The sequence below is a fragment of the Massilia timonae CCUG 45783 genome (assembly GCF_000315425.1).
Taxonomy (GTDB): Bacteria; Pseudomonadota; Gammaproteobacteria; order Burkholderiales; family Burkholderiaceae_D; genus Telluria; species Telluria timonae.
Map to the genome: position 1 here is coordinate 1,542,754 of NZ_JH992922.1, position 16,537 is coordinate 1,559,290.

Sequence of the window (16,537 nt, forward strand, 5' to 3'; positions counted from 1 at the left end):
GTTGTCTACAGCATTGGGCAAGTTGTCGAACCGGTCAGGCGTCGATATCGGCGGTCCAGTCCCCGCTCTTGCCCCCGTGCTTCTCCATCACCCGCACATTGGTCATCACCATCCCCCGATCGACCGCCTTGCACATGTCGTACACGGTCAGCAGGCCCACCTGCACCGCAGTGAGTGCTTCCATCTCGACCCCGGTCTTGCCGATGGTTTCCACCTGCGCCCGGCAATGCACGCTGTTGGCCGCCTCGTCGATCTCGAAATCCACCGTCACGCGCGTGATCGGCAGCGGATGGCACAGCGGCACCAGGTCGCTGGTGCGCTTGGACGCCATGATCGCCGCGATGCGCGCGATGCCGATCACGTCGCCCTTCTTGGCGCTGCCCGACGTGATCAGGGCCAGCGTCTCCGGCTTCATACGGATGGTCCCGGCCGCCACCGCGGTGCGGTGCGTGTCCTGTTTCGCGCCGACGTCGACCATATGGGCCTGGCCGGTGGCGTCGAAGTGGGTCAAATGGTCTGCGGTCGGGATCGGATTCGTCATTACTCGGTTAATACGTTCTGGTTACAAAATGGTTCGCTGAGCAGCAAGATGTGCGCGGATGCAGGTATGATAGCACCGTGAAATCCGTCGTCCGTCCAGCAATGACGCGCCGCTGGCGCTCCTCCCTGTCCGTCATGGCCTTGTGCATGGCGACCGCCTTCCCCGTTGCAGCGCAGTCCGACGTGTTCAGGCGGCCCGATTCGACCCGCCTGCCCACGCTCGGCGACACCGCGCGCGGCGACCTGTCGCCCGTCGTCGAGCGCAAGCTGGGCGAGGAATTCATGCGCGACGTCCGGCGCGATCGCGATTACCTCGACGACGAGCCGATCTCCGAATACCTGAACAATTTCGGCAATGGCCTGGTCGCCGCCGTGCCCGGCGCGCGCGGCGAGACCAATGCCGACTTTCACTTCTTCGCCGTGCGCGATCCGGCCCTGAACGCGTTCGCGATGCCGGGCGGCTTCATCGGCGCCCACTCGGGCCTGATCATCGCGGCCCAGACCGAATCGGAACTGGCCGGCGTGATGGCGCACGAGATCGGCCACGTCACCCAGCGCCATATCGCGCGCCGGCTGGGCCAGCAGCGCCAGGACGTCCTGCTGCCGCTGGCGTCGATGATCCTGGCGGCGCTGGCGGCCCGGGCCAGCTCGGATGCGGCCATGGGCGTGCTGATGGGAGGCCAGGGCCTGGCCGTCCAGCGCCAGCTGAACTTCAGCCGCGACGCCGAGCGCGAGGCCGACCGCGTCGGCTTCCAGATCATGGAGGCGGGCGGCTACGATACCACCGGCATCGTCGCTTTCTTCCGGCGCCTGCAGGCCGCCTCCAGGCTGTATGGCGACCTGCCTCCCGGCCTGGCCAGCCTGAGCAGCCACCCGCTGACCCAGGATCGGATCACCGACATGCAGGCGCGCATCCGCGAGATTCCCAAGAAGCAGCGCATCGACAGCCTCGATTTTCATCTGGTGCGCGCGCGCACCCGCGTGCTGCAGGACGGGAGCGAGCAGGGTCGGCGCGACACGCGCACCGCCTTCGAGACCCAGCTCAGGGAGCAGCCCCACCGCCAGTGGCAGGCCGGAGCCCAGTACGGCCTGGCCTATCTGGCGCTCAAGGAGAACGACCTGGCCGGCGCGCAGCGCTGGCTCGACAAGGCGCTCGAGACCATGAAGCCGCGCGAAGGGGTGCTGTCGGTGGCGCCGTCGAACGTGGGCGATGGCGCGACCATGTTCGCCGGGCTGGCGCTGGAGATCAAGATGGCGCCGGGCCAGCCGAGGTCCGTGCTGGAAGAAGCGGTCAAGGACGCCGATGCGGCGCGCCAGCGCTTCCCGCTGTCGCGCTCGCTCGCGCACCAGTACGCGCAGGCCCTGATCGCGACCGACCGTTTCGATGAGGCGGCGCTGTTCCTGCGCGACCAGGCCCAGCAGTATCGGGAGGAACGCAAGCTGCACGACATGCTGGCCAGGACCTATGCCAAGCAGGGCAAGATCGCGCTGCAGCACATGGCGCTGGCGGAGTCGTACGTGCTGGCCGGCGCCGTGCCGGCGGCGATGGCCCAGCTCGAACTGGCGCGCAAGGCCAGCGATGCGTCGTTCTACGACCAGGCGGTCATCGATGCACGCGTGCGCGAGCTGCAGGAGAAACAGAAGAAAGCGAAGGAGGAGGCCGAAGAGGAGTGATTTAAGGCATCGGCGTCCGGTTGAAGCCGAACCTGGACGCGATGTCGCCGGCCGCCATCCGCTCGACCTCGTGCGGCCTGCCGTTCCACGGCAGCACCAGGCGGCCATTGCCATTTTCTAGCCACGCCATCACCGCCTCGTCCGAGGCCGCGGCGCCGTCGAGCTCGAGCAGGCCCAGCACCTGGGCCACGTCGCGGTCGTCCAGCTGCGCCACCGTCTCGTCCGCCACGAACACCAGCGCACCGGCATCGCTCAGGACCACCCGCTCTAGATCGGCCAGCGCCTGTCCGGTCTGCAGCACCAGCCCTTGCTGCGGATCGGTGCGCGCGATGAAGGGCGTGGCTTCCAGGTTCACGTACACGCGCTGTGGCCCGTTCTGGAAATACCAGTTGCCGCGCTCGTCGTGCAGGTAATTGCGGTTGATGAAACCCACCAGCGCCGGATTGTTCAAGCGATCGCCCGCCGCGTTGGCGCGCTGGGCCGCTTCGTCGCGCATGCGCCAGCCGCCGCGCGCGTCGAGCGCGAGCCAGCCGTAGCAGTGGGGCACGTTCGGCCACTTGGCCATTGCCTGTTTTACGATATCGTCCATTCAGGCAGCATCGCATGGTTCGGCCGGCGCCAGCGCGCGCATGCCATTGACGGCGTCAAAGTGGTGCAGGATACGCCGCGGCAGCCAGTCGATCCGTCCCGGGAACGGGCCGACGGCAAAGCCGACGTGTCCACCCTGCGCCGGATACTCGAGCGTCACCGCGTTCGAGGCCGACGTCGGCAGGTGAATGCCCGGCAAGAAGGGATCGTTGCGGGCATTGAGCACCAGCGTCGGCACCGTGATGTCGTGCAGCACATGGCGGGCGCTGGCGCGGTGCCAGTAGTCGTCGGTGTCGCGGTAGCCGTGCAGCGGCGCCGTGACGACATTGTCGAAGGCATACAGGTCGCGCGCGGCGAGCAGGGCGGCGCGGTCGAACAGGCCGGGAAATTGCTCCAGCTTGGCCAGACACTTCGGCTTGAGGGTCTGCAGGAACATCCGGGTGTACAGCATATTGAAGCCGGACGACAGCGCCTCGCCCCCGCGCGCGAGGTCGAGCGGGGCCGACACGGCGCAGGCCGCATCGACGATCTCGGCGCCATGGCCCGATTCGCCCAGCCAGCGCAGCAGCGCATTGCCGCCCAGCGAGACGCCGGCCGCATACAGCGCGCCTTGGTGGGACGCGCGCAGCTTGCGCACGATCCAGTCGACTTCGCTTGCGTCGCCCGAGTGATAGAAGCGCGGCGCCAGGTTGGCTTCGCCGGAGCAGCCGCGAAAATGCGGCACCACGCCCGACCAGCCGCGCGCGGCCAGCGCCGCCATCAGGCCGCGCGCGTAATGGCTGTTCGAACTGCCTTCCAGGCCATGGAACAGCACCACCAGCGGCTGGCCGGGCCGGCCGTCCACGAAGTCGAGGTCGACGAAGTCGCCGTCCGCGCTGTGCCAGCGTTCGCGGCGGTAGGCGACCGGCGGCTTGGCGATGCAGGTCGCCGGATAGATGGTCTGCAGGTGGCCGCCGGGCAGCCACGAAGGAGCTGGGTAGTGCATTAGGAAGAACTTGGGTTCCCGCCTTCGCGGGAAGTCGTTACCTCCAGTGGAGGTAACGACGCGCGTGCCGCATGGAAAGAAAATCAGTGGTGCTTGAGCACGGTGCCCGGCGCCAGACGGTACTGGGTGCCGCAGTAGGGGCACTTGGCCTCGCCGTGGTGGTCGAAGTCGAGGAAGACGCGCGGGTGCGAGGACCACAGCGGCATTGCCGGGTTGGGGCAATAGGCCGGCAGGTCCTTGGCCGTGAGCTCCACCACAGGCATCGTCTTTTGATTCATCTGTTTCTCTCCGTCAGGCAAGTTGGGCAAAGACTGGATTTTAACGGATTCGCTCTATTGTCGAAATGACCGTAAAATAATGCGTTCAGCATAAAGAGCATGATCGACGCCTGTTATATTGAGCGTCCAACCATGCCACATCCATACATGCGTTTCATGCCCGACCGTTTCAAGCCTTCCGCCTTCGCCGACATCCCCGTCCGCCGTTGCAAGAATGCCACAGATATGTCTGTGCTGAACGCGCCGCGGTCCGTTGCATGAGCGCGGCCGACGATCCGGGCCAGCTTCCCGCCTCCATCGGCGACGCGCCGAACCGCGACGCCTGGAACGAAGGTTTCAAGACCGGCCTGCCGACCCTGTTCGGCATCGCCGCCTGGGGCCTGGTGGTCGGCATCGCCATGGTCAAGAGCGGCCTGTCGGTGCCGCAGTCGCTGGGCATGACCTTATTGGTGTTCGCCGGCTCCGCCCAACTGGCCTCGCTGCCGCTGATCGCCGCCCAGGCCCCGATCTGGGTCATTTTCGCCACCGCCCTGGTGGTCAACCTGCGCTTCGTGATCTTTTCGGCGCTGCTGGGGCCGCATTTCGCCCACCTGCCATGGAAGCAACGCTTTTATCTTGGTTATATCTCGGGCGACCTGACCGTCGCGCTCTTCCTGCAGCGCTATCCGACCCTGGCGCCGGTGGCGGGCAAGCTGTCCTACCTGAAGGGGCTGATGTATCCGAACTGGTTCGCCTGGCAGATCGGCTCCATCATCGGCATCTTCCTCGGCAGCGCGGTGCCGGCCGAATGGGGCCTCGGCTTTGCCGGCACCCTGGCCATCCTGTGCATCATGGTGCCGCTGATGATCAATAACGCGGCCCTGTGCGGCGTGCTGGTGGCGGGAGCGATCTCGGTGCTGGCCTACGACCTGCCGTACAAGCTGGGGCTGCTGCTGGCGGTGCTGGTGGGAATGGTCACCGCGATGGTGATCGAAGAAACGTTTGCGAAAGCGAAGGTGCGCCGTGGCTGACTGGGAAATCTGGGTCGTGATCGGCGTGCTGTGCGTGGCCACCGCCGCCACCCGCAGTTCGTTCTGGATGATCGGCCACCGCGTGACGATCCCGCCGCGGGTGCAGGAAATGCTGCGCTATGCCCCGGCCTGCGCGCTGGCGGCCATCATCGGGCCCGACTTCCTGATCGATACGCAAGGCGACGTGCAGCTCACGCTGGCGAACCCGAAACTGCTGGCCGGCCTCGCCGCCTTCGTCTTTTATATGTGGCGCCGTAACATGTTGCTAACGATTTTATTCGGCATGCTTGTATTTACACTGTTGCGTGTACTGCACGTTTTCGGCCCCGCCGGCTAGCAGGCCTGCTAATGTACAATGACGTTTTTTCACTATTGCCACGCCGACCAAATGGACGCTCTCCGTTTCACCCGCCTGCAAGACCTGATCGATCAACAAGCGCTGCAAGGCAAGCGCGTCTTTATCCGCGCTGACCTGAACGTCCCTCAAGATGACGCTGGCAATATCACCGAAGACACGCGCATCCGCGCTTCGGTGCCGGCGATCCAGGCCGCCGTCAAGGCCGGCGCGGCGGTGATGGTGACGTCCCACCTGGGCCGTCCGACCGAAGGCGAATTCAAGCCGGAAGACAGCCTGGCGCCGGTCGCCAGGCGCCTGTCCGAGCTGCTGGGCCAGCCCGTCGAACTGAAACAGGATTGGGTCGATGGCGTCGACGTCGCGCCGGGCTCGGTCGTGCTGCTGGAGAACTGCCGCGTCAACAAGGGCGAGAAGAAAAACAGCGACGAGCTGGCTCAGAAAATGGCCAAGCTGTGCGACGTGTATGTGAACGATGCCTTCGGCACCGCCCACCGCGCCGAAGCGACCACCCACGGCATCGCCAAGTTCGCGCCGATCGTGGCCGCCGGCCCGCTGCTGGCCGCCGAACTGGATGCCCTGGGCAAGGCCCTGGGCCAGCCGCAGCGTCCGCTGCTGGCGATCGTCGCCGGCTCGAAGGTATCGAGCAAGCTGACCATCCTGCAAAGCCTGGCCGACAAGGTCGACAACCTGGTCGTCGGCGGCGGCATCGCCAATACCTTCATGAAGGCCGTCGGCCTGAACATCGGCAAGTCGCTGGTCGAGAACGACCTGGTCGATGAAGCCAAGGCCATCATCGAGAAAATGTCCCAGCGCGGCGCGCAGGTGCCGATTCCCGTCGACGTCGTGTGCGCGAAAGAGTTCGCACCGACCGCGGCCGCGACCGTCAAGGACGTCGCCGATGTGGCGGACGACGACATGATCCTCGACATCGGCCCGAAAACCGCCGCCATGCTGGCCGGGCAGGTCGCCAAGGCCGGCACCATCGTCTGGAACGGTCCGGTCGGTGTCTTTGAATTCGACCAGTTCGCCGAGGGCACCAGGACCCTGGCGCTGGCCATCGCCCAGTCCCAGGGCTTCTCGATCGCCGGCGGCGGCGACACCCTGGCCGCGATTGCAAAATACAAGATTGCCGACCAGATCGGCTACATTTCGACCGGCGGCGGCGCTTTCCTGGAATTCTTGGAAGGAAAAACCCTGCCAGCGGTCGACATCCTGCTGCAACGCAGCGTCCACTAGAACTAGCCTGAGACCCTAGCGCAGCCAGTCTGCGCTTTGTTTTTATACAAGGACAATCCATGTACCGTGGCACCAAGATCGTCGCAACCATCGGCCCTGCTTCGACCGACTTCGATATTCTCGTCAAAATGATCCGCGCCGGCGTCGACGTCGTGCGCCTGAACTTCTCGCACGGGAAGGCGCAGGACCATATCGATCGTGCTGCGCTGATACGGCGCGCCGCCGAGGAGTGCGGCCGCGAAGTGGCGATCATGGCCGATATGCAGGGTCCGAAGATCCGCGTCGGTAAGTTTGAAGAAGGTAAGATCTTCTTGAACAATGGTGACCGCTTCATCCTGGATGCCAAGTGGGGCGATAACGGCGAGCTGGGCAACCAGGAGCGCGTCGGCCTGGACTACAAGGCGCTGCCGCGCGACGTCAAGCCGGGCGACAAGCTGCTGCTGAACGACGGCCTGATCGTCCTGATCGTCGACCGTGTCATGGGCCACGAGATCTATACCACGGTCAAGGTTGGCGGTGAACTGTCGAACAACAAGGGCATCAACCGCCAGGGCGGCGGCCTGACCGCGCCGGCGCTGACCTCGAAGGACATGGAAGACATCAAGACCGCGATGACCTTCCAGGCCGACTACCTCGCCATCTCGTTCCCGAAGAGCGCGACCGATATGGAAATGGCGCGCCAGCTGGCGAACATCGCCGGCGAGCCGTATGGCCACAAGCCGATGATGATCGCCAAGATCGAGCGCGCCGAAGCGATTCCGCTGCTGCAAGAGATCCTGGACGCGTCGGACGGCATCATGGTCGCCCGCGGCGACCTGGCGGTCGAAGTCGGCAACGCCGCCGTGCCGGCGCTGCAGAAGCGCATGATCCGCATGGCGCGCGACTCGAACAAGCTGGCGATTACCGCGACCCAGATGATGGAGTCGATGATCGTCAACGCCGTGCCGACCCGCGCCGAAGTGTCGGACGTGGCCAACGCCGTGCTGGACGGCACCGACGCCGTCATGACCTCGGCCGAGACCGCATCGGGCAAGTATCCGATCGAGACCGTCGAGATGATGGCCGCGATCTGCGTCGAAGCCGAGCAGTCCGAATACAACAAGATCGACGTCGACTTCCTGAACAAGCAGTTCACCCGCATCGACCAGACCATTGCCTATGGCACGCTGTTCACCGCCCACCACCTGGCCGTGAAGGCGATCGTGGCGCTGACCGAGTCGGGCTCGACCGCGCTGTGGATGAGCCGTCACAGCATCGACACCCCGATCTTCGCCCTGACCCCGCTGCAGGCGACGCAGCGCAAGGCGTCGCTGTACCGCAACGTGCGAGCATTCAATCTGCCGCAGGAAGGCGGCAGCCACGCGGTGCTGCGCAAGGCCGAGGAACTCTTGATGAAAGAAGGGTTCGTACGCAAGGGCGACCTGATCGTCGTCACCTGGGGCTCGCCGATGGGGCAGGCCGGTGGCACCAATGCGCTCAAGATCGTGCGCGTTGGCGAGTTTGATTAAAGGGAATCAACGAGTAGCCTGAGGCGCGACGGCGGCATCCGCCCGGCGCCGTCCAGGACGGATGGCGCCGCGCTCGGCATTCGAGATTCCCGGACAAGTTTCTTTATTGTTTTGGAGTACAACCATGGCACTCGTATCATTGCGTCAATTGCTGGACCATGCCGCCGAAAACGGTTACGGCCTGCCGGCATTCAACGTCAACAACCTGGAGCAGGTGCAGGCCATCATGGCCGCCGCCGACGCTGCCAACAGCCCGGTCATCATGCAAGCCTCGGCCGGCGCACGCAAGTACGCGGGCGAAGCCTTCCTGCGTCACCTGATCGACGCCGCCGTCGAGGCCTACCCGCACATCCCGGTCGTCATGCACCAGGACCACGGGCAGTCGCCGGCCGTCTGCATGGCCGCGATCCGTTCGGGCTTCTCGTCGGTGATGATGGACGGTTCGCTCGAGGCCGACGGCAAGAGCGTCGCCAGCTACGAATACAACGTCGAAGTGTCGAAAGAAGTGGTCAAGTTCGCGCACTCGATCGGCGTGACCGTCGAAGCCGAGCTGGGCGTGCTGGGCTCGCTGGAAACCATGAAGGGCGACAAGGAAGACGGCCACGGCGCGGACGGCACCATGACCCGCGAACAGCTGCTGACCGACGTCGACCAGGCGGCCGACTTCGTCAAGCGCACCCAGTGCGACGCACTGGCGATCGCCATCGGCACCTCGCACGGCGCCTATAAATTCACGCGCAAGCCGACCGGCGACATCCTGGCGATCGACCGCATCAAGGAAATCCACGCCCGCATCCCGAACACCCACCTGGTGATGCACGGCTCGTCGTCGGTGCCGCAGGAACTGCTGGCCATCATCCGTGAATTCGGCGGCGACATGAAGGAAACCTATGGCGTGCCGGTCGAAGAGATTCAAGAGGGCATCAAGCACGGCGTCCGCAAGATCAATATCGACACCGACATCCGCCTGGCGATGACGGCCGCGATCCGCAAATACATGTTCCAGAACCCGTCGAAGTTCGACCCGCGCGACTACCTGAAGCCGGCGCGCGAAGCGGCGATGGAAGTGTGCAAGGCGCGCTTCCTGGCGTTTGGCTGCGAAGGCCAGGCGAGCAAGATCAAGCCGATCCCGCTGGAGAAGATGGCCGAGCGTTACAAGGCCGGCGAACTGGCCCAGATCGTCCAATAAGTCGGAAAGCCGGCTTTTTTGACGTAAAATATCGCATTGCACAGGCCTATACGGCCTGACTTTCTCAACCGGCGGCCTTTGTCGCCGGTTTCCGCTTTCCTGATAGCCCATCTATGAACAGCCTCTACCAATCCTCCATCCAGTCCCTGCCACTGCTCGGTCACGGCAAGGTGCGCGATAACTACGCCGTCGGCGACGACAAGATCCTGATCGTCACCACCGACCGTCTGTCGGCCTTCGACGTGGTCATGAACGAGCCGATCCCGGGCAAGGGCATGGTGCTGAACCAGATGAGCGATTTCTGGTTCGAGAAGCTCGGCCACATCGTGCCGAACCACCTGACCGGCGTGGCGCCGGAAAGCGTGGTCGCCGAGAACGAGGTGGAGCAAGTGCGCGGCCGCGCCGTCGTGGCCAAGCGCCTCAAGCCGATCATGGTCGAAGCCGTCGTGCGCGGCTACATCATCGGCTCGGGCTGGAAGGACTATCAGCAAAGCGGCGCGATCTGCGGCATCCAGCTGCCGGCCGGCCTGCGCCAGGCCGACAAGCTGCCGGAACCGCTGTTCACCCCGGCCGCCAAGGCCGAACTCGGCGAGCACGACGAGAACATCTCGTTCGCCGAGATGGAACAGCGCATCGGCGCCGAGCTGGCCGCGAAGATGCGCGAAGTCAGCATCAAGCTGTACACCGCCGCCGCCGAATACGCCGCTACCCGCGGCATCATCATCGCCGACACCAAGTTCGAATTCGGCCTCGATGAAAACGGCGTGATGCACCTGATGGACGAAGTCCTGACCGCCGACTCGTCGCGCTTCTGGCCGGCCGACTCGTACGCGCCGGGCATGTCGCCGCCGTCGTTCGACAAGCAGTTCGTGCGCGACTACCTGGAAACCCTGACCGACTGGGGCAAGACCGCACCGGCGCCCGCGCTGCCGGCGGACGTCATCGAAAAAACCCAGGCCAAGTATTTCGAAGCCATCGAACGCCTGACCGGCGAGAAGCTGAAGGCGTAACAGGATGACCGAACAAGCAAAACCTCTGGTGGGTGTGATCATGGGCTCGTCCTCGGACTGGGACGTGATGCAGAATGCCGTGGCCATCCTGAAGCAGTTCGGCGTGCCGTTCGAAGCCCAGGTGATCTCGGCCCACCGCATGCCGGACGAGATGTTCACCTACGCCGAACAGGCGCGCGCGCGCGGCCTGCGCGCCATCATCGCAGGCGCCGGCGGCGCGGCCCACCTGCCGGGCATGGTGGCCGCCAAGACCATCGTGCCGGTGCTGGGCGTGCCGGTGCCGTCGAAATACCTGCGCGGCGAGGATTCGCTGCTGTCGATCGTGCAGATGCCGAAGGGCGTGCCGGTGTCGACCTTCGCCATCGGCGAAGCCGGCGCCGCCAATGCGGCCTTGACCGCGGTGGCGATCATCGCCGCGGGCGACGACGCATTGGCCGACAAGCTCGAGCAGTTCCGCCGCGACCAGACCGCCGCCGCCCAGGCCATGACTCTTCCTGTGTAAGTGCGATGAATAATCCGTTTCTTCCCTCCGCCGATCCGTCGACCTGGCTCGGCGTGATGGGCGGCGGCCAGCTCGGCCGCATGTTCGCCCACGCCGCCCAGGAGATGGGCTACAAGGTCGCCGTGCTCGAGCCGAGCGCCGATTGCCCGGCCGGCCAGGTGGCCGATCGCACCATCGAAGGCGGCTACACCAATGGCGGCGCGCTGAGCGAGCTGGCGGCCTTGTGCTCGGCCGTCACCACCGAATTCGAGAACGTCCCGGCCGACAGCCTGGCGCTGCTGGCCGCCGATAGTTTCGTCGCACCCGCAAGCTCCTGCGTCCAGATCGCGCAAGACCGCATCCTCGAAAAGAAGTTCTTCGTCGACTGCGCGCCGGCCTCGAAGGTGATGCCGGCCCCGCACAAGACCATTGCCTCGCATGCCGACATCGACGACGTCAAGGACGACCTGCTGCCGGGCATTCTCAAGACCGTGCGCATGGGCTACGACGGCAAGGGCCAGGTCCGCGTGCGCTCGCGCGAGGACGTGCGCGCCGCTTTCGACAGCATGGGTGGCGTGACCTGCCTGCTCGAAAAAATGCTGCCGCTGGCCTACGAGGTGTCGGTGCTGACCGCGCGCGGCCACGACGGCGAGTCCGTCGTGTACCCGATCGCCGAGAACGTGCACCGCGACGGCATCCTGTTCACCACCACCGTGCCGGGGCCGAACGTGTCCGCGGCCTGCGCGCAGCAGGCCCAGGACGCGGCGCGCGCCATCGTCGCCCAGCTGGGTTACGTGGGCGTGCTGTGCATCGAGTTCTTCGTGCTGGAGGACGGCGCCCTGGTCGTCAACGAGATGGCGCCGCGTCCGCACAACAGCGGCCACTACACGATGGATGCCTGCATCACCAGCCAGTTCGCGCAGCAGGTGCGTGCGATGGCGCGCCTGCCGCTGGGCGACGTGCGCCAGCATTCGTCCGCCGTCATGCTCAACATCCTGGGCGATGCATGGTTCGAAGGCGAGGGCGACGATGCGCGCGAACCGGCCTGGGACCGGGTGCTGGCGCTGCCTGGCGCCAACCTGCACCTGTACGGCAAGAACGACCCGCGCCGCGGCCGCAAGATGGGCCATGTGACCTTCGTGGCGCCGACGCTCGCCGCGGCGCAGGGCAATCTGCGCGCCGCCTGCGCCATCCTGGGAATCGAGCCGTAAGATGGACACGCAGCAGTTCGACCCGGCGGCGATCGACGCCGCCGCCCGCGCGCTGGAGGCCGGCCAGCTGGTCGCCTTCCCGACCGAGACCGTGTACGGCCTGGGCGCCGACGCCGAGAACCCGGCGGCGGTCGCCGCCATCTACGCCGCCAAGGGCCGCCCGCAAGACCACCCGGTGATCGTGCATCTCGCTCCCGAAGCGCCGCTCGACTACTGGGCCTGCGACATCCCGCCGCAGGCGCATGCGCTGGCCGACGCCTTCTGGCCCGGTCCGCTGACCATGATCCTCAAGCGCGCCCCGAACATCCCGGACGCCGTCAGCGGCGGCCAGGACACGGTCGGCCTGCGCTGTCCGGCGCACCCGGTGGCGCTGGCGCTGCTGCGCGCCTTCAAGGGAGGAAAGGGCGGCGTCGCGGCGCCGTCGGCGAATAAATTCGGTCATGTGAGCCCGACCCTGGCCGAGCATGTGCGCGATGAATTCGGGGCGGACGGCAGCGTGGCGATGGTGCTCGACGGCGGCCCCTCGCAGGTCGGCATCGAATCGACCATCGTCGATTTGTCGCGCCTGGAGTCGCACGGCCCCGTGCTGCTGCGTCCCGGCCAGATCTCTGCCGAGGCGATCGCCGCCGTGATCGACCAGTTGCCGGCCGCGCCGGACGCTGCCGCGCCGCGCGCCTCGGGCACGCTTGAATCGCATTACGCGCCGCACACGCCGGTGGCGATGCAGGAGCACGCGACCCTGCTCGATAGCCTGGCCGCGCTGCATGGCGCCGGCCGCAAGGTGGCTTTGATCCACATGAGCGACATGCCGGCGACCCACGCCGCACTGCGCCTGCCGGCGGCGCCCGACGGCTTCGCCTACGCGCTGTACGCCGCGCTGCGCGCGATGGACGGGCAGGGCGCCGACGTGATCCTGGTCGAAGCGCCGCCGCAGGGTGGCGACTGGCTGGGTGTGAACGACCGCCTGCGCCGCGCGGCGCACGGTTCGACGGGCATTGTGCACGGCCTGCTCAACGCGCAGGCGAAAGTTTAATTTATATCAATGAAGCAAATGACGGGGCGCAAACGCCCCGCATTTCGTTCTCGTTCGTTACAAATTCGTCTCTTTCTGCATAGAAAACGCTGGTTATAATCCGATCCCGCAAGCGACCCCATCACTTTTAATAGGTGTGGTAGCCAAATGCCTACGCGCAATGGAATTTGCTATACAAGCGGTTTGAACGCTGGCATAGTGTTCATGATGCGAATAGCACGGGCGTTCGTTTCACAATAATTTCTATCCAGGAGACACAATGCGTCATACCAAATTCGCGCTGGCCGTTCTGACGGCCGCGCTCCTGACCGCATGCGGCGGCGGCACCAGCCCTGCCGGCGGCGACCAGACCACCAAGCTCACTTTCACCAATATGGTGTCGTTCGGCGACAGCCTGTCTGACGTGGGCACCTACCGTGTCGGCGCCGTGGCGGCGGCCGGCGGCGGCAAGTTCACCATCAATGGCGACAGCAGCGCCAAGAATGTCGACCTGAACGGCAAGATCTGGCTCGACTTCATGGCTGCCCAGCTCAAGCTGCCGGCCCCGTGCGCCGCCCAGACCGGCCTGCAGGGCGACGCCTCGCTCGGCTTCAACGTGCCGATCGTGAACCATCCGAATTGCTTCAACTATGCGCAAGGCGGTTCGCGCGTGATCAATCCGGTCGGTCCGGGCAATGCCGCGACCGGCTCGCCGATCGGCGAAATGACCACCCCGATGGTCACCCAGATCGCGAACCACCTGTCCAAGACCGGCAACAAGTTCAGCGGCACCGAACTGGTGACCGTGCTGTCGGGCGGCAATGACGTACTGATGCAGCTGGCCGCCGTGACCAATGCCGGCACCGCCGCCGGCGCGCAAGCCTTCGCCACCGCCCTGGCCACCCGCCTCGCGGCCGGCGCGACCAGCCCGCAAGCCGCGGCGCAAGCCATCGGCGCGGCGATCGCCACCGAGAACGCACGTCCAGGCAAGACCGACCAGACCGTGGTGCAGGCAGCCGTCCGCGCCGCCGCAATGCAGCCGGGTAACCAGGCCGTCGCCCAGCCGGCCGTCTATGGTCCGATCGTGGCCGCCGCCCAGGCCGACGGCACCGCCGCCGGCAACACCGCGGCCGGCGCCTACGCGACCGCCAACGCGACCGCCATGGTCACCGCGCTCGGCACCGCCGGCGCGCAGATGGCGGGCCTGGTCAAGAACGAACTGCTGGCCAAGGGCGCCAAGTACGTCATCGTCGCCAACCTGCCGGACGTCGCCAGCACCCCGACCGCCAAGTCGCGTCCTGTGGCGATCCAGCAACTGGTGACCGCCATGGTCAACGCCTTCAACACCCAGCTGAAAGCCGGCCTGGGCGCCGACGACGCGCGCGTGCTGTACACCGACCTGTACACCGTCAGCAACGACCAGGTGAAGAACCCCGGTCCATACGGCCTGACCAACACCAGCGCCCCGGCCTGCGCCGAAAACGCGCTGGGCACGACCTCGCTGATCTGCACCGCGAACAACACGGTCGCCGGTGATGTGAGCCGCTACATGTTCGCCGACGGGATCCACCCGACCCCGTTCGAGAACGACCTCATCGCCCGCTATGTCTTCAAGGACATGGCCATCAAGGGCTGGCTGTAAGCAGCGGCGGGCCCGTCCAGGTGACGGGTCCTCACACACATATCAGGAGATAGCATGAAAGTTCGTTTCAACAGCATGATCAAGGTGCTGGGTGTGGCTGCCGGGCTGGCATTCGCGTCCGGCGCATACGCGCAATCGGCCGGCCAGATCACGGCCAAGGTCGGTTTCAACCGCTTGATGCCGAAGGTCGAGAGCGGCGACATCAGCGCGCCGGCGCTGCCGGGCACCAAGGCCGACGTCGGCAACGACATGCAGCCGGTGCTGATCCTCACCTACAGCCTGACCGACAATATCTCGGTCGAAGGCGCGCTCGGCACGCCGTACAAGCACAGCATCTACGGCGCCGGCGCAATCGCCGGCACCGGCAAGCTGGGCGAGGTCGAGGCGCTGCCGCCGACCGCTTTCGTGCAATACCGCTTCGGCGCGCCGACCTCGACCTTCCGTCCCTTCATCGGCGTCGGCCCGACCTATAAAGTGGACCCATCAGTCAAGACACTCAGCCGGCTAGTTTAAGCTGTGTCCATTTCCACTTCAGCAGCTGCCCGGCGCTGCCCCGTTCCGCCGTTTTTCTCCGGCTCTTGGTCCGCGTCGCCGAACTTGTCGACGATCAACGCACCTCCTCCAACACCGGCACGGTAGACATGATCTGGCGTCTCGTAGCCCAGCGCCTGGTGTGGACGCTCGGCGTTGTAAAACGCGAAGTACTGTGCCAGGCCGACTGTCAGCTCGGCCATGTTGGCGTAGCCCTTCAGGTACACGTCCTCGTACTTCACGTTGCGCCACAGGCGCTCGACGAAGATGTTGTCCAGCGCCCGTCCTCGCCCATCCATGCTGATGGCCACGCCTTCGCGCTTGAGCACGCTGGTAAAGGCGTCACTGGTGAACTGCGAGCCCTGGTCGCTGTTGAATACCTCGGGCTTGCCGTGGTGGCGCAATGCCTCCTCCAGACAGTCCACGCAGAACGACGCGTCCATGCTGTTGCTGATGCGCCAGGCCAGCACACGACGCGAGTACCAATCGATGACCGCCACCAGGTAGGCAAAGCCGCGCGCCAGCCGAATGTACGTCAGGTCCGTACTCCACACCTGGTTCGGCCGCGTGACCGCCACCCCGCGCAGCAGATAGGGATAGACCTTGTGCTGCGGGTGCGGCTTGCTCGTGGACGGCCCCGGCGCCATGCCCGCCAAGCCCATTTCCCGCATCAGGCGCTGCACGCGCTTGCGGTTGACGCGGTGCTCTCGGCCTCGCAGGAAGACCGCCATGCGCCGGCTGCCGTAGAACGGGCGGCTGGTGTACTCCTCGTCGATCAGGGCGCGCAGCTGGCCGTCCTCCTCCTCGATGCATTCCTGTCGGGCCGCCGCCTCCAGCCGCCGATACACGGTCGAACGCGGCACGCCGGCCAGCTCGCACTGCATCGTCAGCGGTATCTTGTCCTCGCGCTCGATCCACCGTGCCCGCTCGGCCGGACTCATTCCCCAAGCTTTTTTTTGAGCCAATCCACCTGCATCTTCAGCTTGCCGATCTCGCTGTACAGCTTGTCCTCCGGGCTGCTTTCGTCCACCGGCTTCGGCCCGCGCTTGACGTCGAACAGGGCGCCGGCGTTCTCCAGGATCTCCTTCTTCCACTGGCCCACCAGTACTGGATGCACGCCGAATTCCTGCGCAATCTCCGTCACCGTCTTCACCCCACGCACCGCTTCCAACCCAACCTTGGCCTTGAACTCGGCGCTGTGCACCCTGCGTTTTTTACCTTCACTCATTCGCTGTCATCCTTTCGCGGACGACAGCTTAAACCACCGTCTCAGATTCGGGGTCCACT

At 65.6% G+C, this 16,537-nt stretch carries 17 protein-coding genes; 12 read left to right on the plus strand and 5 right to left on the minus strand.

What is annotated here, in order from left to right; translation table 11 throughout:
- Positions 1-34: 34 nt before the first annotated feature.
- On the minus strand, positions 35-541 hold the full coding sequence (gene moaC / locus HMPREF9710_RS06495) for a cyclic pyranopterin monophosphate synthase MoaC (RefSeq protein ID WP_005664981.1): 507 nt from the start codon (positions 539-541) through the stop codon (positions 35-37).
- Positions 542-642: 101 nt separating this feature from the next.
- Between moaC and HMPREF9710_RS06500 the strand changes: the two genes are divergently transcribed.
- Positions 643-2,214 carry a beta-barrel assembly-enhancing protease gene (locus HMPREF9710_RS06500; RefSeq protein ID WP_005664983.1) on the plus strand — a complete coding sequence of 524 codons (1,572 nt, stop codon included), beginning with the start codon at positions 643-645 and terminating at the stop codon, positions 2,212-2,214.
- A gap of 1 nt (position 2,215) precedes the next feature.
- On the opposite strand, the gene HMPREF9710_RS06505 is transcribed toward HMPREF9710_RS06500, so the two are convergent.
- From HMPREF9710_RS06505 to HMPREF9710_RS06515, 3 genes are all read right to left on the minus strand, one after another.
- The gene (locus HMPREF9710_RS06505; protein WP_040775146.1) at positions 2,216-2,803 is read right to left on the minus strand and encodes a DUF2946 family protein; all 588 of its coding nucleotides are present in this window, start codon (positions 2,801-2,803) and stop codon (positions 2,216-2,218) included.
- A complete protein-coding gene (locus tag HMPREF9710_RS06510; RefSeq protein ID WP_005664986.1) occupies positions 2,804-3,787 on the minus strand; it encodes a YheT family hydrolase in 984 nt (327 codons plus the stop codon).
- An 83-nt stretch (positions 3,788-3,870) separates the two neighbouring features.
- On the minus strand, positions 3,871-4,065 hold the full coding sequence (locus HMPREF9710_RS06515; RefSeq protein ID WP_005664989.1) for a zinc-finger domain-containing protein: 195 nt from the start codon (positions 4,063-4,065) through the stop codon (positions 3,871-3,873).
- Positions 4,066-4,322: 257 nt separating this feature from the next.
- On the opposite strand from HMPREF9710_RS06515, the gene HMPREF9710_RS06520 reads away from it, so the two are divergent.
- The 11 genes from HMPREF9710_RS06520 (at position 4,323) to HMPREF9710_RS06570 (ending at position 15,232) form a co-directional block, all read left to right on the plus strand.
- The gene (locus tag HMPREF9710_RS06520; RefSeq protein ID WP_005664991.1) at positions 4,323-5,075 is read left to right on the plus strand and encodes an AzlC family ABC transporter permease; all 753 of its coding nucleotides are present in this window, start codon (positions 4,323-4,325) and stop codon (positions 5,073-5,075) included.
- The gene (locus HMPREF9710_RS06525; protein WP_005664992.1) at positions 5,068-5,412 is read left to right on the plus strand and encodes an AzlD domain-containing protein; all 345 of its coding nucleotides are present in this window, start codon (positions 5,068-5,070) and stop codon (positions 5,410-5,412) included. The genes HMPREF9710_RS06520 and HMPREF9710_RS06525 overlap by 8 nt, the downstream gene beginning before the upstream one ends.
- Before the next feature lie 51 nt (positions 5,413-5,463).
- Positions 5,464-6,666 (plus strand): phosphoglycerate kinase, encoded by a 1,203-nt coding sequence (locus tag HMPREF9710_RS06530; RefSeq protein ID WP_005664994.1) that lies wholly within the window; start codon positions 5,464-5,466, stop codon positions 6,664-6,666.
- A gap of 59 nt (positions 6,667-6,725) precedes the next feature.
- Positions 6,726-8,174 carry a pyruvate kinase gene (gene pyk / locus HMPREF9710_RS06535; protein ID WP_005664995.1) on the plus strand — a complete coding sequence of 483 codons (1,449 nt, stop codon included), beginning with the start codon at positions 6,726-6,728 and terminating at the stop codon, positions 8,172-8,174.
- A gap of 124 nt (positions 8,175-8,298) precedes the next feature.
- Entirely contained in the window at positions 8,299-9,363 is a 1,065-nt protein-coding gene (gene fba / locus HMPREF9710_RS06540) for a class II fructose-bisphosphate aldolase (RefSeq protein ID WP_005664998.1), read from the plus strand.
- Between the two features lie 113 nt (positions 9,364-9,476).
- On the plus strand, positions 9,477-10,373 hold the full coding sequence (locus HMPREF9710_RS06545) for a phosphoribosylaminoimidazolesuccinocarboxamide synthase (protein ID WP_005664999.1): 897 nt from the start codon (positions 9,477-9,479) through the stop codon (positions 10,371-10,373).
- A gap of 4 nt (positions 10,374-10,377) precedes the next feature.
- Positions 10,378-10,875, plus strand: a complete 498-nt coding sequence (purE, locus tag HMPREF9710_RS06550) for a 5-(carboxyamino)imidazole ribonucleotide mutase (RefSeq protein ID WP_005665001.1) — start codon at positions 10,378-10,380, stop codon at positions 10,873-10,875.
- Between the two features lie 5 nt (positions 10,876-10,880).
- Positions 10,881-12,065, plus strand: coding sequence for a 5-(carboxyamino)imidazole ribonucleotide synthase (locus HMPREF9710_RS06555; RefSeq protein ID WP_005665003.1), 1,185 nt, complete (start codon positions 10,881-10,883; stop codon positions 12,063-12,065).
- A 1-nt stretch (position 12,066) separates the two neighbouring features.
- Complete coding sequence (locus tag HMPREF9710_RS06560; protein WP_005665005.1) at positions 12,067-13,098, plus strand: L-threonylcarbamoyladenylate synthase; 1,032 nt, start codon at positions 12,067-12,069, stop codon at positions 13,096-13,098.
- A gap of 259 nt (positions 13,099-13,357) precedes the next feature.
- Complete coding sequence (locus HMPREF9710_RS06565) at positions 13,358-14,719, plus strand: SGNH/GDSL hydrolase family protein (RefSeq protein ID WP_005665008.1); 1,362 nt, start codon at positions 13,358-13,360, stop codon at positions 14,717-14,719.
- Between the two features lie 54 nt (positions 14,720-14,773).
- Positions 14,774-15,232 (plus strand): OmpW/AlkL family protein, encoded by a 459-nt coding sequence (locus HMPREF9710_RS06570; RefSeq protein ID WP_005665009.1) that lies wholly within the window; start codon positions 14,774-14,776, stop codon positions 15,230-15,232.
- Here the strand turns inward: HMPREF9710_RS06570 and HMPREF9710_RS06575 are convergent.
- Positions 15,229-16,478, minus strand: a protein-coding gene (locus HMPREF9710_RS06575; protein WP_229409725.1) for an IS3 family transposase whose coding sequence is annotated in 2 segments (ribosomal slippage) — positions 15,229-16,193 and positions 16,193-16,478 — 1,251 coding nt in all. Because the reading frame shifts where the segments join, the coding sequence is not laid out codon by codon here. The two genes, HMPREF9710_RS06570 and HMPREF9710_RS06575, sit on opposite strands and share 4 nt — an antisense overlap.
- Positions 16,479-16,537: the final 59 nt, after the last annotated feature.

What these genes read in the sequence shown, in the direction of transcription:
- moaC (WP_005664981.1), bottom strand. Translation starts at nt 541, where the DNA reads ATGACGAATCCGATCCCGACCGCAGACCATTTGACCCACTTCGACGCC.
- fba (WP_005664998.1), top strand. Translation starts at nt 8,299, where the DNA reads ATGGCACTCGTATCATTGCGTCAATTGCTGGACCATGCCGCCGAAAAC.
- HMPREF9710_RS06505 (WP_040775146.1), bottom strand. Translation starts at nt 2,803, where the DNA reads ATGGACGATATCGTAAAACAGGCAATGGCCAAGTGGCCGAACGTGCCC.
- HMPREF9710_RS06570 (WP_005665009.1), top strand. Translation starts at nt 14,774, where the DNA reads ATGAAAGTTCGTTTCAACAGCATGATCAAGGTGCTGGGTGTGGCTGCC.
- HMPREF9710_RS06565 (WP_005665008.1), top strand. Translation starts at nt 13,358, where the DNA reads ATGCGTCATACCAAATTCGCGCTGGCCGTTCTGACGGCCGCGCTCCTG.
- HMPREF9710_RS06530 (WP_005664994.1), top strand. Translation starts at nt 5,464, where the DNA reads ATGGACGCTCTCCGTTTCACCCGCCTGCAAGACCTGATCGATCAACAA.
- HMPREF9710_RS06515 (WP_005664989.1), bottom strand. Translation starts at nt 4,065, where the DNA reads ATGAATCAAAAGACGATGCCTGTGGTGGAGCTCACGGCCAAGGACCTG.
- HMPREF9710_RS06500 (WP_005664983.1), top strand. Translation starts at nt 643, where the DNA reads ATGACGCGCCGCTGGCGCTCCTCCCTGTCCGTCATGGCCTTGTGCATG.
- HMPREF9710_RS06545 (WP_005664999.1), top strand. Translation starts at nt 9,477, where the DNA reads ATGAACAGCCTCTACCAATCCTCCATCCAGTCCCTGCCACTGCTCGGT.
- HMPREF9710_RS06555 (WP_005665003.1), top strand. Translation starts at nt 10,881, where the DNA reads ATGAATAATCCGTTTCTTCCCTCCGCCGATCCGTCGACCTGGCTCGGC.
- HMPREF9710_RS06520 (WP_005664991.1), top strand. Translation starts at nt 4,323, where the DNA reads ATGAGCGCGGCCGACGATCCGGGCCAGCTTCCCGCCTCCATCGGCGAC.
- purE (WP_005665001.1), top strand. Translation starts at nt 10,378, where the DNA reads ATGACCGAACAAGCAAAACCTCTGGTGGGTGTGATCATGGGCTCGTCC.
- HMPREF9710_RS06560 (WP_005665005.1), top strand. Translation starts at nt 12,067, where the DNA reads ATGGACACGCAGCAGTTCGACCCGGCGGCGATCGACGCCGCCGCCCGC.
- HMPREF9710_RS06510 (WP_005664986.1), bottom strand. Translation starts at nt 3,787, where the DNA reads ATGCACTACCCAGCTCCTTCGTGGCTGCCCGGCGGCCACCTGCAGACC.
- pyk (WP_005664995.1), top strand. Translation starts at nt 6,726, where the DNA reads ATGTACCGTGGCACCAAGATCGTCGCAACCATCGGCCCTGCTTCGACC.